Annotated in this window: 19 protein-coding genes; 9 read left to right on the top strand and 10 right to left on the bottom strand. The window is 42.2% G+C overall.

The window, feature by feature from the left end; all coding sequences use genetic code 11:
* Positions 1–146 precede the first annotated feature (146 nt).
* From CKV74_RS06765 to gyrA, 8 genes are all read left to right on the top strand, one after another.
* The gene (locus tag CKV74_RS06765; RefSeq protein WP_123947613.1) at positions 147–890 is read left to right on the top strand and encodes a hypothetical protein; all 744 of its coding nucleotides are present in this window, start codon (positions 147–149) and stop codon (positions 888–890) included.
* A 1-nt stretch (position 891) separates the two neighbouring features.
* Positions 892–1,446, top strand: coding sequence for a septation protein A (locus tag CKV74_RS06760; RefSeq protein ID WP_095176917.1), 555 nt, complete (start codon positions 892–894; stop codon positions 1,444–1,446).
* The gene (gene yciA / locus CKV74_RS06755; RefSeq protein WP_007241402.1) at positions 1,446–1,916 is read left to right on the top strand and encodes an acyl-CoA thioester hydrolase YciA; all 471 of its coding nucleotides are present in this window, start codon (positions 1,446–1,448) and stop codon (positions 1,914–1,916) included. The genes CKV74_RS06760 and yciA overlap by 1 nt, the downstream gene beginning before the upstream one ends.
* A gap of 11 nt (positions 1,917–1,927) precedes the next feature.
* Positions 1,928–2,224 carry a YciI family protein gene (locus CKV74_RS06750; protein WP_007241412.1) on the top strand — a complete coding sequence of 99 codons (297 nt, stop codon included), beginning with the start codon at positions 1,928–1,930 and terminating at the stop codon, positions 2,222–2,224.
* Between the two features lie 64 nt (positions 2,225–2,288).
* Positions 2,289–4,460 carry a transglycosylase SLT domain-containing protein gene (locus CKV74_RS06745; RefSeq protein ID WP_095176916.1) on the top strand — a complete coding sequence of 724 codons (2,172 nt, stop codon included), beginning with the start codon at positions 2,289–2,291 and terminating at the stop codon, positions 4,458–4,460.
* A gap of 32 nt (positions 4,461–4,492) precedes the next feature.
* The gene (gene trpR, locus CKV74_RS06740; RefSeq protein ID WP_007241400.1) at positions 4,493–4,792 is read left to right on the top strand and encodes a trp operon repressor; all 300 of its coding nucleotides are present in this window, start codon (positions 4,493–4,495) and stop codon (positions 4,790–4,792) included.
* Entirely contained in the window at positions 4,779–5,510 is a 732-nt protein-coding gene (gene mtgA / locus CKV74_RS06735) for a monofunctional biosynthetic peptidoglycan transglycosylase (RefSeq protein WP_007241406.1), read from the top strand. The genes trpR and mtgA overlap by 14 nt, the downstream gene beginning before the upstream one ends.
* Positions 5,511–5,699: 189 nt before the next feature.
* Complete coding sequence (gene gyrA, locus CKV74_RS06730; protein WP_095176915.1) at positions 5,700–8,345, top strand: DNA topoisomerase (ATP-hydrolyzing) subunit A; 2,646 nt, start codon at positions 5,700–5,702, stop codon at positions 8,343–8,345.
* A 139-nt stretch (positions 8,346–8,484) separates the two neighbouring features.
* Here the strand turns inward: gyrA and CKV74_RS06725 are convergent, their stop codons facing one another.
* The 6 genes from CKV74_RS06725 to sstT all read right to left on the bottom strand — a co-directional run bounded on the left by CKV74_RS06725 (position 8,485) and on the right by sstT (position 13,965).
* Positions 8,485–9,042, bottom strand: coding sequence for a TorD/DmsD family molecular chaperone (locus CKV74_RS06725; protein ID WP_007241395.1), 558 nt, complete (start codon positions 9,040–9,042; stop codon positions 8,485–8,487).
* A gap of 26 nt (positions 9,043–9,068) precedes the next feature.
* Positions 9,069–9,671, bottom strand: coding sequence for an NAD(P)H-dependent oxidoreductase (locus tag CKV74_RS06720; RefSeq protein ID WP_007241394.1), 603 nt, complete (start codon positions 9,669–9,671; stop codon positions 9,069–9,071).
* Complete coding sequence (locus CKV74_RS06715) at positions 9,668–10,123, bottom strand: NfeD family protein (RefSeq protein WP_007241411.1); 456 nt, start codon at positions 10,121–10,123, stop codon at positions 9,668–9,670. The genes CKV74_RS06720 and CKV74_RS06715 overlap by 4 nt, the downstream gene beginning before the upstream one ends.
* Positions 10,124–10,175: 52 nt before the next feature.
* A complete protein-coding gene (locus CKV74_RS06710; RefSeq protein WP_095176914.1) occupies positions 10,176–11,090 on the bottom strand; it encodes an SPFH domain-containing protein in 915 nt (304 codons plus the stop codon).
* A gap of 45 nt (positions 11,091–11,135) precedes the next feature.
* Positions 11,136–12,596 carry a molybdate ABC transporter ATP-binding protein ModF gene (modF, locus tag CKV74_RS06705; RefSeq protein WP_007241407.1) on the bottom strand — a complete coding sequence of 487 codons (1,461 nt, stop codon included), beginning with the start codon at positions 12,594–12,596 and terminating at the stop codon, positions 11,136–11,138.
* A 121-nt stretch (positions 12,597–12,717) separates the two neighbouring features.
* The gene (sstT, locus tag CKV74_RS06700) at positions 12,718–13,965 is read right to left on the bottom strand and encodes a serine/threonine transporter SstT (RefSeq protein ID WP_095176913.1); all 1,248 of its coding nucleotides are present in this window, start codon (positions 13,963–13,965) and stop codon (positions 12,718–12,720) included.
* A 280-nt stretch (positions 13,966–14,245) separates the two neighbouring features.
* Here sstT and CKV74_RS06695 point away from each other — a divergent pair, with 280 nt between their 5' ends.
* The gene (locus tag CKV74_RS06695) at positions 14,246–14,692 is read left to right on the top strand and encodes a LexA family protein (RefSeq protein ID WP_039847712.1); all 447 of its coding nucleotides are present in this window, start codon (positions 14,246–14,248) and stop codon (positions 14,690–14,692) included.
* 97 nt (positions 14,693–14,789) lie between these two features.
* On the opposite strand, the gene CKV74_RS06690 is transcribed toward CKV74_RS06695, so the two are convergent.
* The 4 genes from CKV74_RS06690 to aceE all read right to left on the bottom strand — a co-directional run bounded on the left by CKV74_RS06690 (position 14,790) and on the right by aceE (position 21,678).
* Positions 14,790–15,341: an NlpC/P60 family protein gene (locus tag CKV74_RS06690; RefSeq protein ID WP_007242085.1), complete on the bottom strand. Its 552-nt coding sequence runs from the start codon at positions 15,339–15,341 to the stop codon at positions 14,790–14,792.
* A 168-nt stretch (positions 15,342–15,509) separates the two neighbouring features.
* Positions 15,510–16,934, bottom strand: coding sequence for a dihydrolipoyl dehydrogenase (lpdA, locus tag CKV74_RS06685; protein WP_095176912.1), 1,425 nt, complete (start codon positions 16,932–16,934; stop codon positions 15,510–15,512).
* Between the two features lie 89 nt (positions 16,935–17,023).
* Complete coding sequence (aceF, locus tag CKV74_RS06680) at positions 17,024–18,925, bottom strand: pyruvate dehydrogenase complex dihydrolipoyllysine-residue acetyltransferase (protein ID WP_095176911.1); 1,902 nt, start codon at positions 18,923–18,925, stop codon at positions 17,024–17,026.
* A gap of 86 nt (positions 18,926–19,011) precedes the next feature.
* Entirely contained in the window at positions 19,012–21,678 is a 2,667-nt protein-coding gene (aceE, locus tag CKV74_RS06675; RefSeq protein WP_007242091.1) for a pyruvate dehydrogenase (acetyl-transferring), homodimeric type, read from the bottom strand.
* Positions 21,679–21,694 lie beyond the last annotated feature (16 nt).

Below are 21,694 nucleotides of genomic sequence, written 5' to 3'. Positions count from 1 at the left end.
TTAGTATAAAAAATGTGATCATCATCAATTTTTTAAAAATCCATTTAAATCCATTTTCGATCTAGATCAATTTTTCGTATTTTTAGTTTTTTAAACACAAAACTTGTATAATCACTCCACTTTTTTATCAAGAAAACACTATGCAAATGAACTTTACACAAATTTTCCAAGACTCGATTAATTTTGTTCGCAATCAACAAAAAACCTTTATCACCTACAGCTTGCTACTATTTGCTGCATTATTGATCTGCTGGGGGCTCGATAGCCTATTTAACCAAGCCCTGTTTTCCAATAATGTCTCGCCACAACAGGCCATTACCGTCATAGCCGAACACTGGCAAGAATACCTAGCTATCTATCTTGTCAAGCAACTATTACTAATTCTTGTCAGTACAGCAGGCCTGGCAGCGGTGTATTTAATTAGCGTCGACAAGCCCGCTGATCCGGCCTCAGCTTTTAGCTTGGCAGCAAAACGCGTTATCGGTGTACTATTGTTAGATATTGTGATTACTCTGCCATTTAGTCTCGGTATAGCATCTATGTATACTATTGGTACGACCAATAGCCCGATTCCTTTTTTCGCGCTGCTTATGTTCTGTTTCGGAGTATTTCTGTTTATCCGCCTAAATTTGGCCTCACTCCATTATGTTGTAAGTAATGATGGGATTTTGGCCAGCTTACAAAAAGTGTGGGTTGCAGGCATTGGCAATAACTGGCAATTAGTGATTTATGCGCTATGTATTTATTTAGTCTTACCATTACTCGGTATGCCATTAACCTTAGTCAGTGGTAATCTTGGTCAGGTACTTAGTGCCTTAGCTGGTGGTATGATTAATATTTTTGGGGTGGTCTTTAGCTACCGCTTCTATTCGTTATTTATCAAGGAATAATATGAAACAGCTGTTGGAATTTATCCCTCTCATTCTCTTTTTTATTACCTACAAACTCTCTGGCGTACGAGATGCGGCGATTGTACTGGTAGTCGCCACTATCGTGCAGATGATTGTGTTAAAAGTTAAATACGGCAAGATCGAAAAGCAGCAGCTATTTATTAGCGCCGCCGTGGTATTTTTCGGTTTACTCACAGCCTATTTCAATGAAATCAAATATTTGCAATGGAAAGTAACCATCATCAATGCCCTGTTTGCGATTGTCCTGTTAGTGGCCCAATTCCAATTTAAAACCCCTTTAGTAAAAAAATTATTGGGTAAAGAAATCCAACTCCCGGAAGCAGTTTGGAATAAATTGAATTTAGGTTGGGCAGTGTTCTTTATTTTTTGTATGCTGGTAAATATTTATATCAGCCAAAATATGTCGGAAGAGGCTTGGGTTGACTTCAAATCCTTTGGTTTATTGGCGATGACCTTTGCCGCGACGATTGCCAGTGGGGCTTATATCTATCGCTATTTGCCCAAAGATGATCAGAAAAACGATGGAGAAAAATAATGTCTTCAAATTTTATTGATAAAGAAGGGCGTCAATCCAAAGGCGTATTATTATTACGGACATTGGCAATGCCTTCCGATACCAACGCCAACGGCGACATTTTTGGTGGTTGGATTATGTCGCAAATGGATATGGGAGGGGCTATTTTAGCTAAGGAAATCGCCCATGGACGCGTGGTGACGGTTGCCGTTGAAAGTATGAACTTCATCAAACCAATCGCCGTCGGCGACGTAGTCTGTTGCTATGGTCGCTGCCTAAGCGTGGGGCGTTCCTCGATAAAGATCAAGGTTGAAGTATGGGTGAAAAAAGTTGCTAGTGAACCAATTGGCGAACGTTATTGCGTTACCGAGGCCGTTTTTACTTTTGTAGCCGTAGGAAAAGATGGAAAATCCCGTACCATTCCACGCGAAAACAATCTTGAATTAGAACGCGCCTTAAATACTATTGAAGAATTACAATTAAGTTGCTAACAGGAGAAACTATGTATTACGTAATTTTTGCTCAGGATATTCCCGGTACCTTAGAAAAACGCCTTGCCGTACGCGAACAGCATCTTGCCCGTTTAAAACAATTACAGGCGGAAGGACGCTTATTAACAGCGGGTCCAAATCCGGCAATTGACGATGAAAATCCAGGTGAGGCCGGTTTTACCGGTTCTACTGTGATTGCTCAATTCGATAGCCTATTAGCGGCAAAAGATTGGGCGGCGCAAGATCCTTATGTAGAAGCCGGTGTTTACGGCGATGTGATAGTGAAGCCCTTCAAAAAAGTTTTCTAATCCCAGCGAACTCTAAGCCAAAAGACGGATCAAAAGTCCGTCTTTCTTTATATTGGAATCCCCTATGCGAGCACTTAAACACACCACAATTTCATTATTTATGTTAACCGTACTTTCCACCACGGTATCGGCTAATACTCATTCCCATAAGGGAAAAAATGAAACTCCTCCGCAAATTAATCTTGTAGAAGAACAGGCAAAATGGGCGCAACAACAGCACGCTCAAGCCTTAAACCTTATCGAGCAACGTGCCACTTTCCTACAACTTGAAGCCTTACTTAGAAGTGCAATTAAAAGTGATAATGTGGCCAATAACGCTCAGTTATACCTTGCGCTGATTGATTCACTCAAAGGCTATCCATTACATACCGATGCAATGGCTACGTATTTGGAGGCGCGTGTAAAAACTGTCAAACGCGATACGCCTCGTGAAGAGGTCAATGCACTGCGAGCGGAAATCGAACAATTTATTCAGCAAAACGCCACTCATTTTCTACGTGGAAAATTAGAGCAAAGTATTTTTACTCTATTAAGTAATGCTGAGGATATCCAAGCTCTCGCCCAGCAAACACCGAGAAATCTAGAAACTCAAATTGCCGTACTGACCGCCCAATACCAAATGGAAGCAGCGAATCCGCCTCCAACAAAAGATGCTCAACCCAACGATAAAAATAAATCCACTATTTTGTCCGATTATGCACAACTGTGGCTCAATAACGCCGAACTACCTAATGACGCCCAATTATGGTCAGCCTGGTATTCGCAAGGTGGGCGCACAGCAGAGAAGATTTATCAGAAAGCGGAAATGCTCTTTGGCCAAAATGATACTAAAGGTTTAGAAATATTGGCCAATGAATTAGGAAAAATTGATGGCGCCCAAGAAGAGGGACAAGTAGCCGCGAATTTAGCGCTTTATCAGGATCTGTTAAAAAACCCGGCAAATCTGAAAACCTTGGCAGAGAAACTCCCACTTATTGATGGTAATACAAACAAAATCATCAACAAATTTGCACTGGTTCAGGGCTTTGCTCGTTATTTACGTACCATTCAAGAAAATATAAATGAGCCTACCTTCGCCACTTACGAGCAATGGGCAAAGGATTGGCAATTAAATGAAGCTGAACTACGTGATTGGAAAATTGCCTTTATTAGCCGTTTCTTTGATAACGAAAGTCCCAATTTCGTGCAATGGCGCGATCAGGAACTCCTCAAACTGAATGCTGATAACCTCCTTGAACGCCGTTTGCGCACCGCTATTTGGCAACAAACGGATTTACTTTTGTGGTTAAATTCGCTTTCCGATGAGGCAAAACAAAAGCAAGAATGGCGTTATTGGATGGCAAAAACCATCGCACAAGCCTCCGCTAAAGATGCCGAGCAGCGTTTAGAAGTTCTATCGCACGAACGCGGTTTTTATCCGATGCTCGCTGCAACAAAATTAGGACGCAGCTACAAACCGGAGATGCCTACAATTGCTCAAATACCTAATATTCAACAACAATATGCGCCACAATTAGCGGAAATTGCTGAATTGCGTCAATTGGAGCGCTTAGGCGCAGCTAAACAACGTTGGCGTTTTCTATTAGAAAAATTACCACAAGAACAACAACTAGCCTTAAGCCAATATGCCAATGCACAAAATTGGTTTGAGCTGGGGGTGGATGCTTCAATTATTGCCAAGGCATGGAACTACATCGAATTACGTTTACCAAATGCCTACAGCCATTATTTTGATATTGCCCTCAACAATCTCACCACAGATACCAAGGCTCATGTCAGCAAAACCTTTGCGATGGCGATTGCCCGCCAAGAAAGTGCCTGGAATCCAATGGCGCAATCCTCCGCGAATGCATGTGGATTAATGCAATTGTTGCCAAGTACTGCGGAAAAAACTGCGGAAAATCAACAACTCCCTTATAACGGTGGAACAGATTTATTCAAGCCACTCAATAATATTTTGCTCGGTACAGCACACCTCAATGAGCTAAATGCCAAATATCCTAATAACCGTATTTTGATCGCCTCAGCTTACAATGCCGGCGCAAGCCGTGTAGAAAGATGGTTGGCAAGAGCGAATGGCAAACTAGCGATGGATGAATTTATTGCTTCTATTCCATTCTTTGAAACGCGCGGTTATGTACAAAACGTTCTAACTTATGATTTTTACTACCAAAATCTGCAAAACAAAGAAAAATTACAAACCTTTAGCCAAGAGGAATACGATCGGCTATACTAGGCGCACTAGTTTAATAGTATAGGATTGCTGTTATGTATATTAGCCGTAATTTAGATCAATGGAATACCTTCCTCAATTTATTGCAAACCGCATGTGAGCAAGGTAAAACGCAGGAATTTCTGACATTATTACTGACCGCCGATGAACGCGATGCGGTCGGGTTACGGCTACAGATCGTTGCCCAATTATTGGACAAAAACCTTTCCCAACGGGAAATCCAACAAAATCTGTCCACCAGTGCGGCCACTATTACACGTGGTTCCAATATGCTCAAAACGATGGATAGCGATTTTCTTGCTTGGGTAAAACATCATCTCGATGCACAAAATTAATATAAAAAGCCTATTGCGCCTGCTCTCCCTTGCTTGGTGGCGGGCCAATTGGTCCCGCCTTTTGTTACGGCTATTTGCCGCCCTCTTTGCATTAGGGCTCATTTTTCGCTTTGTGCCAATCCCATTTTCTGCCTACATGGTGCAACAAAAAATCGATCATTTGTTTAGCGGAGATTGGCGCTATCAAGTGAACTATTCTTGGGTGCCACTCTCACAAATCTCCCCCAATATGCAATTAGCGGTAATTGCTGCCGAAGATCAAAAATTTCCACAACACTGGGGATTTGATTTCAATGCCATTGAAAAAGCCTTACGTCATAATGAAAAAAGCAAACGAATTCGTGGCGGCTCCACCATTAGCCAACAAACCGCCAAAAATTTATTGTTGTGGCATGGCCAAAGCTGGCTACGCAAAGGCTTAGAAGTACCGGCTACCATGATGTTAGAGGGATTATGGTCAAAGGAACGAATTTTAGAGGTTTATCTAAACATTGCCGAATTCGGTGATGGGATCTTCGGAGTCGAAGCGGCCAGTCGCTATTATTTCCAAAAGCCCGCTAAAAACCTAAGTGCCTCGGAAGCCGCATTACTCGCAGCAGTATTGCCCAATCCCCACATTTACAAAGTAAATCGCCCATCGGCTTTGGTCACGAAAAGACAACATTGGATCCAAAACCAAATGCGCCAATTGGGCCAGAGCTATCTCAAGCAACTCTAAACGCCCCCTGTATTTTAAAAGTTTTTGCCAAAATCAATCATAACTCATTGATTTTATTAGCATTCACTAAAAATTTAGATTTTTATTCGAATTCTCACCGGTTAGCCCTGCAAAGCCGAATAAATCCACAAAAATCATCAACTTTATGCTATAATCCGCCGCAATTTTCTGATCAAAAAAGGAATACAAATGACGGATTCAATCCATTCCTCTATTACCCCGGTCAATATTGAAGAAGAACTAAAATCTTCCTACCTTGACTACGCCATGTCGGTGATTGTTGGGCGTGCTTTGCCTGATGTGCGTGACGGTTTAAAACCGGTGCATCGACGTGTGCTTTTCTCCATGGATCAATCCGGTATTACTGCCGGCAAAAAATATGTGAAATCTGCCCGTGTGGTGGGTGATGTAATCGGTAAATATCACCCGCACGGTGATTCTGCGGTGTATGACACCATTGTGCGTATGGCACAGCCGTTCTCATTGCGCTACATGTTGGTCGATGGGCAAGGTAACTTCGGTTCAATCGACGGTGACGCACCTGCGGCAATGCGTTATACCGAAGTCCGTATGCAAAAAATCACCCAAGCGCTATTGACCGATTTGGATAAAGAAACCGTGAATTTCTCGCCAAACTATGATGGCGAATTAATGATTCCGGATGTATTACCAACCCGAATTCCTGCACTTTTAGCAAACGGTTCTTCCGGTATTGCGGTGGGGATGGCAACCAACATTCCACCCCACAACTTAAATGAAGTGTTAGATGGCTGCTTGGCTTATATTGATAACGAAAACATCACCATTGATGAGTTAATGCAATATATTCCTGGCCCAGACTTCCCGACAGCGGCATTAATTAATGGCCGTAAAGGGATTGAAGAAGCTTATCGCACCGGTCGCGGCAAAGTGTATGTTCGCGCTCGCGCTAGCGTAGAAACCACAGATAAAGGCAAAGAGCAAATTATTGTGACTGAATTGCCTTATCAAGTGAACAAAGCCAAATTAGTAGAAAAAATTGCTGAGCTTATCAAAGATAAAAAAATCGAAGGTATCAGCAATATTATCGACCTTTCTAACAAAGAAGGGATCCGCATTGAAATCGACATTAAACGTGATGCGGTGGGCGAAGTAGTTTTAAATCACCTTTATGCTCTTACCCAAATGCAGGTGACCTTCGGGATCAACATGGTGGCCTTAGATCACGGTCAACCACGTTTATTCAACTTAAAACAAATCATTGAAGCCTTTGTGATGCACCGCCGCGAAGTAGTGATTCGCCGTTCTTTATTTGAATTGCGTAAAGCCCGCGAGCGTACCCATATTTTAGAAGGTTTAGCGGTTGCAACATCAAATATCGATGAAATCATCGATATCATCCGCCAATCGAAAGAGCGTAAAGAAGCGGCAGAAAAATTAATCTCTCGTCCTTGGAAACTGAATAACGAAATTTTAGGTTTGCTTGATGCAGCGGCACGTCCGGCTGAATTGGCTGCTGAATTTGGTATTAAAGGTTCTGATTACTATCTTTCTCCAGAACAAGTTGATGCAATCTTAGAACTTCGCTTGCACCGTTTAACTGGTCTTGCTACCGAAGAAGTAATCAATGAATACAAAGAGTTATTGGTTAAAATTGCAGAACTTCTCCACATCATCAACAGCCCTGAACGCTTGATGGAAGTGATTCGTGAAGAGCTTGAACAAGTACGTGCACAATTCGCGGATGAACGTCATACTGAAATTACTGCGGCTTCCGGTGATATTGATTTAGAAGATTTAATTGCTCAAGAAGATGTAGTAGTGACCCTTTCTCACGAAGGTTATGTGAAATATCAACCGCTTACCGACTACGAAGCACAACGTCGTGGTGGTAAAGGTAAATCTGCAACGAAGATGAAAGATGAAGACTTCATCGAAAAACTCTTAGTGGCGAATACTCACGATACGATTCTCTGCTTCTCTAGCCGAGGCCGATTATATTGGTTGAAAGTCTATCAATTACCACAAGCTAGCCGTGGCGCGCGTGGTCGTCCGATTGTAAATATTCTACCGTTACAAGAAAATGAGCGTATCACTGCAATCCTACCAATCTCTGCTTATGAAGAAGATAAATTCGTCATCATGGCAACGGCCGGCGGTATTGTGAAGAAAATTGCACTAACCGAATTCAGCCGTCCACGTTCAAGCGGTATCATCGCTTTGAACTTGCGTGATGAAGATGAATTAATCGGCGTGGATATTACCGATGGTTCTAACGAAATCATGTTGTTCTCTTCGCAAGGTCGCGTAGTACGTTTCGCGGAAAGTGCAGTCCGTGCAATGGGTCGTTTAGCAACGGGTGTACGCGGTATTAAACTTGCCCTCACCAACGACATCGCTGACGATGAAAATGCGGTCGAAATTGAAGAGGTTTCCGATGATAATGCAGAAGAAACCCTCGACCTCAACATCGATAAAGTGGTTTCCTTAGTTGTGCCGAAAAATGACGGCGCAATCCTTACCGCAACGCAAAACGGCTACGGTAAACGTACCCAATTAAGCGAGTACCCAACCAAATCCCGTAATACTAAAGGGGTGATTTCGATTAAAGTGAGCGAACGTAACGGTAAAGTCGTTGCGGCAACACAAGTAGAAGAAACCGACCAAATTATGCTTATTACCGATGCCGGTACTCTTGTACGTACTCGTGTCAGTGAAGTCGGCATCATTGGCCGTAACACTCAAGGGGTTCGTTTAATTCGCACCGCTGAAGATGAGCACGTAGTCAGTCTTGAACGGGTTTGTGATGTAGATGATGAGGATGAAGGCACGGAAGATGTGACTTCTGAAGAATAAAGCCATTTCCCATAAACAAACAGCCCGGCGCTTTAAAACGCTGGGCTGTTTTTTATCGTTTTGCCGAAAATACATTGTAACCCATTGATTTTATTAGAAGTCCTTTTAAAACCCTATTGAAAGGCCGAATAAACTCAAATTATTCTGCCTCTTCCAGTTCATCGGCCATTGCCGCTAAGATTTCTCGGGTTAAATAAGCCAATGAACGATAAAACGGCAATGTCGCATAGGTTTCTACTTGGGTTAAGAATTTCGCAGCACAAGGCAACAGAAAATCCCCAAATAAATCCTGCTGGGCTGAAAGGGATTCAGTGTTATCTTCCAACCAAGAGGCCGTAAGTAATAACAAGGCGAAATGATCCACGTTTTCTGCTTCCGGTACATTACGAGCATTACGAAAATCCACAAAACGTTGCACATCCATATCGTAGCTTGAAATGGCTGTAGGTACGTTCCCTTCTGCTCCGAACAATTTTTGATACTCGCGATCAAGCAACGTCAAATCAATTTTCATCTGCAAATTATCTATGGCCGCTTCACTTTCCTTGTCCGTAGAAAGTGCCCATACTTGGCTTAAGCCCTGTTGTTGTAACCAACCAAACACCCCACTCAAAATTGGATCCGTGGGACTACGATAAAATAAATTGCCGAATAAGCGGCTAATTAAAGAGAAATTATTGACTTGAGTTTCTGACATCCGTTGCTTTCCTATAATTGTGCTCACTATTGAGCTAAAAGTGCGGTTAATTTTGCCGTTGTTTTTTCAGCAGCTTCGTCAAGCATCGCCTGGCGGGCTGCATCATCGATAATGTGAATATCTCCGAACAGCGTGTAATCCACATTTTCAATACCACAATAATTAAATAAACCATTAACCAAACAATGATTAAGGGATTTATCAACGCCAAATTCTTGGTATTGCGCCACGCTGCTACCAATGGTGATAAATTGCTGCATTGCTTTACCGTGAATAAGGCCTTTGGACTCACCATTCTCCGTTTTATAGGCAAAACCATGCGTGAGTACGCGGTCTAAATAGCCTTTTAGCATCGCCGGAAAGCCCATCCACCACAACGGATAAACCATCGTAATCAAATCCGCTTGGCGAATAAACTCATGTTCCTGCTGGATTTCTGCCGGAATAATACCTTTATTGGCCGATTGTAATTCTTCAAAGGAAATAATCGGGTTAAATTCCATCGTGTACAGATCACGTAAATGGGTTTCAACACCAAGTTGTTGGCTTGCTTTTACAATGCGTTCCACGATTGCACGACCAAAACTTTTTTGGCTATTAGGATGTGCAAAAATAATTAAATGATTCATTCTGCCACCTTTTTAACTAACAATGTGATGCCATCAACGCGTTCTACCACCACAAGATCATTCACCGTTAAATGCTCACCTTGAATACGCCATGTGGTGTCGCCAAAGGCACCGCGACCAATACCGTTAGAACCAATTTCTAACACCGTTCCTTTTTTACCTAACAAAGTATGATCCCGTTGGTTTAAGGTTGTACGAGATTGATCCTGATTATCTTTGCTATGTTGGTATTTCCACCAAAGCAACGAGAATATAATCGCTAAAATCGCATAAAACACGGCTAAAACGGTTAAGGATAGCCCCGGTACTAACGCCATCACGCCAGCAGCCACAATCGCGGCTAAGCCCCACCATAATAAAAATACGCCGGGTACGAGGGTTTCAGCAATTAACAATACAAAACCTAATACCAACCAATGCCACACCGACCAGGTTGTTAGCCAATCTGCCATATCAACTCCTTGAGAGAAAAAGTGCGGTCATTTTTAACCGCACTTTAGGAAATTACGCTTTTTTGTCGCCTTTTAACAGTTCGGCAATGCCCGCTACCGAGCCGATTAAATTGCCAGCTTCAAGCGGCATCATCACCACTTTGCTGTTCGGTGAACCACCGATTTGTTTTAAGGCTTCCGTGTATTTTTGTGCGATAAAGTAATTGATCGCTTTGGTATCACCACTAGCAATTGCTTCTGACACCATTTGAGTTGCTTTCGCTTCCGCTTCCGCTGCACGTTCACGTGCTTCTGCTTGTAAGAAGGCTTCTTGACGTTCCCCTTCCGCTTTCAGAATACGGGCTTGTTTTTCCCCTTCTGCACGTAGAATTTCCGCCTGACGAATACCTTCCGCTTCCAAGACTTCCGCACGTTTATTACGTTCTGCCTTCATTTGCGCATTCATGGAATCAATCAATTCACGTGGTGGACGCACATCACGAATTTCAATACGGGTAACTTTAATCCCCCAAGGATTGGTCGCTTCATCCACAATAGCCAACAAACGACCGTTAATGGAGTCACGTTGGGAAAGCATTTCATCCAATTCCATCGAACCTAATACGGTACGAATATTAGTCATGGTTAAATTGATAATCGCCTGTTCTAAATGATTCACCTCATAAGCCGCGCTACGGGCATCAATCACCTGTACGAAACAGACCGCATCAATAGATACGTTGGCGTTATCCTTAGAAATGACTTCTTGTGATGGAATATCTAATACCTGTTCCATCATATTGATCTTACGGCCAACACGATCCACAAATGGTACAACGAAGTTTAAGCCCGGCATTAAGGTGTGGGTATAACGCCCAAAACGCTCAATCGTCCAGTTATAACCTTGCGGTACGGTTTTTAGGGTGGAAAATAACACTACAATAGCTAACACAATAAACACTATTGCAGCAATTGATAAACCTTCCATAGGTTGCTCCTTAGTTAAATAAAAAATCCCTGAGAGTCTATCAAATCAACGGGCCTGTTGTATATATCGATATCCCTCATTTTCTTTAATAAATTCAAAAACATGAGTAATGCAATCGGGTATATCTTCGTCCCGATGGGAAACAAATAAAAGCTGCGTCTGGCTATTCATCGCTAATTGATCGACAAACTGGCGTACCAATTTTCGATTAAGCCCGTCCAATCCCTGAAATGGCTCATCCAAAATCAATACCGGTGGATGTTTTACCATTGCCCGTAGGATCAGCAATAAACGTTGCTGTCCCCATGAAAGTGAACGAAATGGTGCTTTTGCTAAATCTCCCAAATGCACCCGCTGTAGCCATTGCATGGCCTTTAAACGTAATGCATCTGGTACTTTGCAATATACGCCAATACTATCGAAAAAGCCGGAAAGTACCACATCCAATGCGGAGCAATTCACCCGATAATCCATGTGCAACTGACTACCGACACAACCGATTTTTTGCTTAATTTCCCAAACGGTTTCACCACTTCCCCGCTGCCGACCAAAAATTTCCACCTGATTGGAAAAGGCTTGCGGATTATCGCCATTAATCAAGGAAAGCAAGGTTGATTTCCCCGCACCATTCGGACCTTTAATCCACCAATGCTGACCGGCTTCCACCGTCCAATTTAAATGACTCAAAATAGCCTTACCAGAATAACTCACAGTCACATCGCGCAGCACAAAATAAGGAGAGAATGGCGCACCTTCTAAAGGCGCCGCAGGCGTAGGCAATTCCACATTTGCTGCATTTTCCGCATACACTAATTGGTGATACAGGCTTTGCGCCTCAATCGCCGCACGCTCATCGGCTAAAATTAGCATCAATTTGTCTAACAAGGCCAAATGATCCGCCTGTGGCGGAATATCGGCAAGACGATTCACAATTAATACTATCGCACATTGTTCGGTCAGTCGCCCCAACAATTCAGTCCATGCAGCAACCGAAGCTTGGTCTAAACCTTCAAAAGGTTCATCCAACACCAACAAATCCGGTTTATCCATTAATGCACGAGCCAATAATACCTTGCGACTTTCTCCGGTAGATAATTTGATAAAAAACCGATCAAGTAAGGGTTCAATCGCCAATTGTTGAGCCACTTCCTGGGCGCGAACAAGATCGCCTTGCTCACCTAAAATAACCTCTAATGCAGTTTGCCCAAAAAATTCTGGTGCCACATCGTCGTTGCGCAATGCTTTTAACGTCTCCTCTAGACGTGCACGTTGTTTTTCAAAGGAAAAACTACGCACACAAGCAAAGCCGTTTTGATAGCAGCCTTCGCTTAATTCCAATTCACCGCACAGCGCCTGCGCAAAAGCACTTTTGCCACTACCATTGCCACCAACTACAGCCCAATATTGGCCTTTTTCAAGGGTAAATTGCGGTAACGATAATTGTCGATGTTGGGAAAGTGCAAAAACCGCATCCTTGATTATTAATGTTGCCTTTTCTGCCGTCATAAAACGCCCCTTCAAAAACTAAAGTTTTTCTTAAAACAAACGCTAAGCCATTGATTTTATTAGCATTGATTAAAAAAATATAAAAAGGGCGGGATTATCCCGCCCTGATTGCTATATCAACTTAAGCTTGTGCTTTTTTACGCTCTTCTTCCATACAAACCGCCGCAGTAAATAATACGTCAGTTGAGGAGTTTAGTGCTGTTTCCGTGGAGTCTTGCAAAATACCGATAACAAAACCTACACCGATCATTTGTGCCGCAATATCGTCGGAAACCCCGAATAAGCTACAGGCTAACGGAATTAACAATAATGAACCGCCCGCAACACCGGAAGCACCACATGCGCAAAGAGCTGCCACAACACTTAACAATAAGGCGCTCAAGAAAGAGACTTCTATACCAAGTGTATGCACCGCGGCTAGGGTCAATACAGTAATAGTAATTGCTGCCCCCGCCATATTGATGTTGGCACCCAACGGAATCGCTACAGAATAGGTTTCTTCATCAAGATTCAAACGTTTTGCAAGTTCAATGTTCACCGGAATATTGGCTGCAGAACTACGGGTAAAGAAGGCCATTACGCCACTTTCACGCACACAGGTCCAGACCAATGGATACGGGTTGCGACGAATTTTCCAGAAAACTAACAGTGGGTTGACGACAAATGCCACAAAGAACATTGAACCAAGCAATACCGCAAGTAAATGCACATAACCGGCCAACGCACTCAAACCTTTATCGGCAAAAATTTGTGCCACTAAACCAAATACACCGAATGGTGCAAATGCAATGATGATGTAAACGATTTTAGAAATTGCTTCGGCAAAATCATTAACGATCTGTTTGGTCGTCTCCGCTGCATGACGTAATGCTAAGCCAAGACCGATAGACCAAGCCAAAACCCCAATAAAGTTAGCTTGGAAAATCGCGTTTAATGGGTTGTCTACTACGTTCAATACAAGAGTTAATAATACGTCACCAACCGCTTTTGGAGCAGAGCTCACATCCTGACCAGTAGTCAGAGCAACTTCTGATGGGAAAACTAGGCTGGCAAGTACAGCAATAACAGCCGCTAAGAAAGTGCCTAGCAAATACAACACGATAATTTCTTTCATGTTGCTTTTGGCGCCAATTTTTTTATTGGCAAGTGCCGCCATAACTAAGAAGAAAATAAGGATTGGAGCTACGGCACGTAAGGCTTTAACGAAAATTGTACCAAGTACACCGACTTTATCGGCCAAGCTAAAACCAAGGGCGGTTTCAATGCTTGGATCAACGACAGCAACTAGGATTCCGAGAAGTAAACCAATAGCAATTCGTTTGACCAAATTACCTTGGAAGAGAAAATGAATTAAACGTGATGTGTTCATAAGGATTATTATATAAATGTTAAGTTAAACTTCAGATCATTAAGATCCACCTAAGCGCGAGCAAAGATAGCTTAAATCAATATCAAAAGAAAACGTTTTCTATTATTTTTCAATCAAAAGTGAAATTTTTTCTATCTCACTAAATTTTTTCTAAAAAATCGGGCTATAAAAAAATTTTTTTTAGACTATTGACACACTGTATACAACATCAGTATATTAACAACTGTACAAACAACCATGTTAACAATTAATTTATCCAGTACAAAAGGAAATCAAGATGATGAACTATGCTAACCACGTTGCTCAAAACGACAATACATTCTCTTATCATCCAATGCCGTTTTTTAATGATATCGCTGAAAAATCCACATTTAATAAAAAATTGGATCTGAATTTATATTGCATCAAACGCCCACAACAAACCTGTTTCGTGCGGGTAACCAATCCGAATATGCTGGCTTGGGGAATTGAATGTGGCGATATGTTGGTCGTTGAAAAAAGCGATGAATTATTTGTAGGTGATTTAATTGTACTTGGTGATGGGGCGAATTTTCGCATTTACGAATTTGCAGGAATGAATCGTAATGAATTTCTGTTTATGTCGTTAGATTCACAAATGGCTAATATCAGTATTGCCGACTGGCATGATTTACCATTGGTAGGTACTGTGACTAATTGTATCCACCAAATGAAACCACGTCGTGGCCAAATGCGTTTCGTTGCTTGACCGGTAAGATAACATTTAGAGCAAAGTTAGAAAAACTCAATCTCGAATACATAAAAAAAAGTGCGGTTACTTACCGCACTTTTTTATTGGATTCAAATTACATTACACGACGGGATTGGGTATAGGTTCTTGACCAATAATCTTCATCCAACGAACTGATCGTAACGCCTTGACTGGTACTGGCATGCATAAATTGATTATGTCCCACATATACTCCGACATGATTATTGCCGCGGAAGAAAACTAAATCGCCTTTACGCAATTCATGTTTTTGGATTTTACGTCCTAAATAACGTTGTTCCGAAGTAGAGCGCGGTAGGTCAATGCCAAAAGCATCGGCAAACGCGGTTTGCATAAAGGCAGAACAATCAATACCACCTTTTCCTGTACCGCCCATACGATAACGGGTACCCACCCATTCGTTATATACTGCTGCTAATGCTTTATCGTCAACTAATGCGGATTGTGGTCGGTTAGTACGGATACGGCTACGAATACCGTTTTTACCTTGTTGAATATCGGCAATTAAGCCAGAAAGTTGGGCATCATCACTTTCGGAAATCACCGAATTACCTGCCGTACTCGGGCCATTTGAACAGGCTGTGGTGAACACAGCTAAGCCCATAATAATTAAAAATCTCTTTAACATTGTTCTAAATAATCAAATAAGCTAAAAAATACGGCGCGCAGGATATCAAAATAAGCTGTTTTTTTCTAGCTGAATTTGAATTTTTATGCATTTTTTATGCAGATATGTGAATTACTTCAAAGAAAAAGGCAAATTCATTGAATTTGCCTTTTGATTATCAGATTTCAATTATTTTTTCTTCGCTTTTGCGTTTGGAAGGTCAGTAATCGAACCTTCAAACACTTCAGCTGCAAGACCAACAGATTCGTGAAGTGTTGGGTGAGCATGGATAGTTAATGCAATATCTTCTGCATCACAACCCATTTCAATCGCCAGACCAATTTCACCTAATAATTCACCACCGTTAGAACCAACGATTGCCCCACCAAGTACACGGTGAGTATCTTTATCGAAGATTAATTTAGTCATACCTTCCGCACATTCTGAAGCGATCGCACGACCTGAAGCTGCCCAAGGGAATTTAGCCACTTCGTAGTTTAAACCTTCTTGTTTACATTCTTTCTCAGTTTTACCTACCCAAGCCACTTCTGGTTCAGTATAAGCAATAGAAGGAATAACTTTTGGATCAAAGTAATGTTTTTTCCCTGCGATCACTTCTGCCGCAACGTGACCTTCGTGAACACCTTTATGTGCTAACATTGGTTGGCCAACGATATCACCGATTGCAAAGATATGAGGCACATTAGTGCGCATTTGTTTATCAACATGAATGAAACCACGCTCATCCACTTCAACACCTGCTTTACCTGCATCGATCAATTTACCATTTGGCGTACGACCGATTGCCACTAATACGGCATCATAACGTTTGGTGTCGTTGCATGCTTTCCCTTCCATTGAAACATAGATACCATCATCTTTTGCTTCAACTGCCGTTACTTTAGTTTCAAGCATCAACTTGAATTTTTTCTCGACTTGTTTGGTGTAGATTGCAACAACGTCTTTATCTGCCGCTGGAATCACTTGGTCGAACATTTCAACCACTTCAACTTCAGAACCTAAGGCATCATACACGGTACCCATCTCTAAACCGATAATGCCACCGCCCATAATTAAAAGTTTTTTCGGTACTTCTTTTAGTTTAAGTGCATCCGTTGAATCCCACACTCGTGGATCTTCGTGCGGAATAAATGGTAATTGAATCGGACGGGAACCGGCTGCAATAATCGCATTATCAAATTTAACTGTAGTTGGGTTACCATCACGATCGCGCGCAACTAAGGTATGCGGATCAGTAAATGTCGCCAACCCTTCAACAACGGTCACTTTACGTTGTTTTGCCATACCAGCAAGACCACCGGTTAATTTTGCAACGACGGCTTCTTTACCCGCACGCACTTCGTCTAAATCAATGCGAGGTTCTGCAAAATACACACCGTTTTTGCTTGCGTGTTTTGCTTCTTCAATCACTTTAGCTACATGAAGTAATGCTTTAGATGGAATACAACCTACATTTAAGCATACCCCACCTAATGTTGAATAACGTTCAACAAGCACAGTTTCTAAACCTAAGTCCGCACAACGGAATGCTGCTGAATAACCTGCTGGGCCTGCACCAAGTACCACAACTTGGGTTTTAATTTCTTTACTCATTTTTACCTCGTAAAAACGTTTAAATTTTTGACCGTACTTTACGATCTTGTCTGCAAGATGCGGGGTTATCCCGCATCTTACCGCGTTAATTACATCACTAAGCGACGTAAGTCAGCTAATACGCCATTGATATAGCTTAAGAAACGAGCACCATCAGCCCCATCGATCACGCGGTGATCAAAGGATAATGATAATGGAAGCATCAAGCGTGGCTCAAATTCTTTACCATTCCAAATCGGTTGCATTTCTGATTTAGACACACCTAAGATTGCCACTTCAGGCGCATTTACGATTGGTGTGAAGTGAGTTGTACCAATACCACCTAAGCTTGAAATAGTGAAACAGCCACCTTGCATATCAGAACCTGAAAGTTTACCGTCACGTGCTTTCTTGGAGACTTCCATTAATTCACGAGATAGTTCGATAATGCCTTTTTTGTTCACGTTTTTAAATACAGGTACTACTAAGCCGTTTGGTGTATCCACCGCTACGCCAATATTAATGTATTTTTTAAGCGTTAATTTTTGGCCATCTTCAGAAATTGAGCTATTGAAACGAGGGAACGCTTCTAATGCTTTCGCAACCGCTTTCATAATAAACACAACTGGAGTAATTTTCACATCCAATTTTTGTTTTTCAACAATCTTGTTCTGTTCTTTACGGAATGCTTCTAAATCGGTGATATCCGTACGATCAAAATGGGTAACATGTGGAATCATAACCCAGTTACGATGTAAGTTAGCACCTGAAATTTTGTTAATACGGCTTAATTCAACTTCTTCGACTTCACCAAATTTGCTGAAGTCAACTTTTGGCCATGGTAATAAACCTAAGCCTGCGCCATTTGCCACACCATTACCCGCTGCTGCAGAAGAAGAAACGCTACCTGTTTCAAACGCTTTAACAGCGGTTTTCACGTAAGCTTGAATATCTTCTTTCACAACACGACCTTTACGACCCGTACCTTTTACGCGATCAAGGTTAATACCGTATTCACGCGCTAAACGACGAATCACCGGTGTTGCGTGTGCATAGCCTGCACTTGCTACAACTTGTTCTTGGCTTAAGCCAGATACATTAGCTGATTGTGCTGCCGGCGCTGCTGCAGGTGCTGCTTGAGGAGCTGGAGCTGCCGCCACTGGAGCCGCTGCTGGAGCTGGTGCAGCACCCACGACTTCAAATTTCATAATTAATGAACCAGTTGAAACCTTATCACCTGATTTCACTAAAATTTCTTTTACCACACCCGCAAACGGAGCTGGCACTTCCATTGAAGCTTTATCGCCCTCAACGGTGATTAAAGATTGCTCTTCAGAAACGCTGTCGCCAACGGCAACCATGATTTCAGTTACGTTAACTTCATCACCACCGATATCTGGTACATTCACTTCTTTAATCGCGGAAGCAGTTGGTGCTGCTACAGGTGCTGCTACCTGTTGAGCTGGCGCTGCGGCTGGTGCTGCCCCGGCCACTTCAAATTTCATGATTAATTTGCCAGTAACAACTTTATCGCCCACGTTGATTAAAATTTCTTTTACTACGCCGGCAACGGGAGCTGGCACTTCCATTGACGCTTTATCACCTTCAACATTGATGATTGATTGGTCAACTTCAACGGTATCGCCTACTTTCACCATAATATCTGTCACGTTCACTTCGTCAGAACCGATATCTGGTACATTGACTTCAACTACACTTGCAGCGGCTGGTGTTGCAGCCGGCGCTGGTGCTGCTGCAGCTGGAGCAGACGCTGCGGCATCTGCAGATTCTAAAACAAGCATTGGCGTACCAGTGGTTACTTTATCGCCAACTTTAACTAATACTTCTTTGACCACACCGGCCTCAGGGGCTGGCACTTCCATTGAGGCTTTATCACCTTCAACGTTGATAATACTTTGTTCTGCAGTAATGGTATCGCCTACTTTCACCATTACTTCTGTTACGGTAACTTCATCACTACCGATATCAGGAATTTGAATTTGTTTTGACATGTTATCTAACCTTAAAAAAACGCGATGCGAACCATCGCACTTTATTTATCTCGAGAGGCCTGTACTAACCATCAGGCCAAGGGAAATTACGCGTAAAGTGGATTTAAAATCTCAGTTTTCAAACCAAATTTTGCAATCGCATCAGCTACCACTTTCGCATCAAACTTACCTTGTTTAGCAAGTTCATGTAATGCAGCAACCACCACGTAACGCGCATCCACTTCGAAATGTTCACGTAAGTTTTCACGGCTGTCTGAACGACCAAAACCATCGGTACCCAATACGTGATAGCTTTGTGCAGGAATGAATGCACGAACTTGTTCTGCGAACAATTTCATGTAGTCTGTAGCCGCAACAGCCGGTGCATCGTTCATTACTTGTGCAATATAAGGTACGCGAGGTGTTTCTGTTGGGTGTAACATATTCCAACGTACAGCATCCGCGCCTTCGCGAGCGACTTCAGTGAATGAAGGCACACTATATACATCTGAGCTTACGCCATATTCATTGGCAAGGATTTGTGCCGCTTCACGAACGTGACGGAAAATCGCACCGGAACCTAATAATTGAACATGACCTTTGTTGCCTTTCGCTTCAACGGTTTCAAATTTATAGATACCTTTACGAATACCCTCTTCAACACCTGCAGGCATTGCCGGTTGTTCATAGGTTTCATTCAATGTAGTGATGTAATAGAACACATCTTCTTGTTTTTCACCGTACATACGGTTGATACCGTCTTGTAGAATAACTGCCACTTCATAAACGTAAGCAGGGTCATAAGACACACAGTTAGGAATAACAAGAGATTGAATATGGCTGTGACCATCTTCGTGTTGTAAACCTTCACCATTTAAGGTTGTACGGCCAGAAGTACCACCGATCATGAAACCACGTGCTAATTGGTCACCTGCTGCCCACATTAAGTCACCCACACGTTGGAAACCAAACATTGAGTAGTAAATGAAAAATGGAATCATCGGAAGGTTATTTACAGAGTATGAGTTCGCTGCAGCTAACCAAGAGGATGCTGCACCTAATTCATTGATACCTTCTTGTAATACTTGACCATCTTTCGCTTCACGATAGTAAGCCACTAAGTCACGGTCTGAAGGCACATAGTTTTGGCCGTGTGGGTTGTAAATACCAATTTGACGGAATAACCCTTCCATACCAAAGGTACGGGCTTCATCCGCAATAATTGGCACAATTTGTTTACCAATATTTTTATCTTTTAATAAGGTATTTAAGAAACGTACAAATGCCATTGTAGTTGAAATTGGACGTGCTTGAGCTTCCAATAATGGTGCGAATTCTTCTAAAGCCGGCACTTTAAATTCAGTAGTGAATTTAGGTAAACGTTTTGGTAAATAACCATTTAACGCTTTACGTTTGCCGTGAAGATAGTTGTACTCCTCCGAACCCTCTGGGAAGGTGATGTACGGATAGTTAGGAATATCTTCATCTTTAATGTCTAATTGGAAATGATCACGGAAGTATTTAAGACTTTCGATCGACATTTTTTTGGATTGGTGCGCAGTGTTTTTACTTTCTGCTTCAGGGATTTTATAGCCTTTAACCATATGCGCTAAAATCACCACCGGTTTACCCGCAGTTTGCGCTTTATGGAATGCAGCATATAGTTTTTCTGAATCGTGACCACCACGTCTTAATGCCCAGATTTCATCATCTGTCATATCCGCTACTAATGCCGCAGTTTCCGGATAACGACCGAAGAAGTGTTCGCGAACATAGGCACCATCTTTAGATTTGAAGGTTAAGTAATCACCATCAAGCACTTCCATCATTAATTGGGTTAATTTACCGGAAGTATCTTTAGCGAATAATTTATCCCAGTTAGAACCCCACATTACTTTGATTACTTCCCAACCGGCACCAGCAAATAAACCTTCTAATTCTTGAACAATTTTACCGTTACCGGTTACAGGGCCATCTAAGCGTTGCAAGTTACAACTTACTACGAAAATTAAGTTATCCAAGCCTTCACGTGCTGCAAATGTTAAGTCACCTTTTGCTTCAATTTCGTCCATCTCACCGTCACCAAGGAAAGCATAAACCTTTTGATCTTTGGTGTCTTTTAAGCCACGGTTATCTAGGTATTTTAAGAAACGTGCAGAACGGATTGCATTGACCGGACCTAATCCCATAGATACGGTAGAGAATTGCCAGAATTCAGGCATCAATTTCGGATGAGGATAAGAAGAAAGACCTTTACCCGGTTCACATTCCTGACGGAAATTATTCATTTGGTCTTCGGTAATACGGCCTTCAATGAATGCACGGGCATACATCCCCGGCGCCGCATGACCTTGGAAAAAGACTAAATCGCCACCGTTTTTATCCGTTGCAGCTTTGAAGAAGTGGTTAAAACAGACTTCATACATGCTTGCTGCAGATTGATAAGTTGAAATATGACCACCTAATTCAAGATCTTTTTTCTGGCCACGTAATACCGCCATAATGGCATTCCAACGAACCGCACTACGAATACGACGCTCAATGGCTTTATCCCCTGGATATACCGGCTGTTCGGATACCGGAATAGTATTCACATAAGGAGTGGTTACGCCGCCTTTTGCGATATTAACGCCACCGTTGCGAGCTTGGTCAATCACTTGACTGATAATATATTGAGCGCGCTCTACACCTTCAGCGCGAATTAATGAATCAACAGCTGACAACCAATCTTGAGTTTCAATTGGGTCAATATCATTGAGTAAGGTATCTGACATAGTCTTTCCCCATCTA

Source organism: Haemophilus pittmaniae, from assembly GCF_900186995.1.
Classification (GTDB): domain Bacteria; phylum Pseudomonadota; class Gammaproteobacteria; order Enterobacterales; family Pasteurellaceae; genus Haemophilus_D; species Haemophilus_D pittmaniae.
Note: the sequence above shows the minus strand (reverse complement) of the source record. Positions and strands in the feature narration are given on the sequence as shown.

Coding starts and splice junctions, on each gene's coding strand:
- CKV74_RS06765 (WP_123947613.1), top strand. CDS start 147: ATGAACTTTACACAAATTTTCCAAGACTCGATTAATTTTGTTCGCAAT.
- CKV74_RS06760 (WP_095176917.1), top strand. CDS start 892: ATGAAACAGCTGTTGGAATTTATCCCTCTCATTCTCTTTTTTATTACC.
- yciA (WP_007241402.1), top strand. CDS start 1,446: ATGTCTTCAAATTTTATTGATAAAGAAGGGCGTCAATCCAAAGGCGTA.
- CKV74_RS06750 (WP_007241412.1), top strand. CDS start 1,928: ATGTATTACGTAATTTTTGCTCAGGATATTCCCGGTACCTTAGAAAAA.
- CKV74_RS06745 (WP_095176916.1), top strand. CDS start 2,289: ATGCGAGCACTTAAACACACCACAATTTCATTATTTATGTTAACCGTA.
- trpR (WP_007241400.1), top strand. CDS start 4,493: ATGTATATTAGCCGTAATTTAGATCAATGGAATACCTTCCTCAATTTA.
- mtgA (WP_007241406.1), top strand. CDS start 4,779: ATGCACAAAATTAATATAAAAAGCCTATTGCGCCTGCTCTCCCTTGCT.
- gyrA (WP_095176915.1), top strand. CDS start 5,700: ATGACGGATTCAATCCATTCCTCTATTACCCCGGTCAATATTGAAGAA.
- CKV74_RS06725 (WP_007241395.1), bottom strand. CDS start 9,042: ATGTCAGAAACTCAAGTCAATAATTTCTCTTTAATTAGCCGCTTATTC.
- CKV74_RS06720 (WP_007241394.1), bottom strand. CDS start 9,671: ATGAATCATTTAATTATTTTTGCACATCCTAATAGCCAAAAAAGTTTT.
- CKV74_RS06715 (WP_007241411.1), bottom strand. CDS start 10,123: ATGGCAGATTGGCTAACAACCTGGTCGGTGTGGCATTGGTTGGTATTA.
- CKV74_RS06710 (WP_095176914.1), bottom strand. CDS start 11,090: ATGGAAGGTTTATCAATTGCTGCAATAGTGTTTATTGTGTTAGCTATT.
- modF (WP_007241407.1), bottom strand. CDS start 12,596: ATGACGGCAGAAAAGGCAACATTAATAATCAAGGATGCGGTTTTTGCA.
- sstT (WP_095176913.1), bottom strand. CDS start 13,965: ATGAACACATCACGTTTAATTCATTTTCTCTTCCAAGGTAATTTGGTC.
- CKV74_RS06695 (WP_039847712.1), top strand. CDS start 14,246: ATGAACTATGCTAACCACGTTGCTCAAAACGACAATACATTCTCTTAT.
- CKV74_RS06690 (WP_007242085.1), bottom strand. CDS start 15,341: ATGTTAAAGAGATTTTTAATTATTATGGGCTTAGCTGTGTTCACCACA.
- lpdA (WP_095176912.1), bottom strand. CDS start 16,934: ATGAGTAAAGAAATTAAAACCCAAGTTGTGGTACTTGGTGCAGGCCCA.
- aceF (WP_095176911.1), bottom strand. CDS start 18,925: ATGTCAAAACAAATTCAAATTCCTGATATCGGTAGTGATGAAGTTACC.
- aceE (WP_007242091.1), bottom strand. CDS start 21,678: ATGTCAGATACCTTACTCAATGATATTGACCCAATTGAAACTCAAGAT.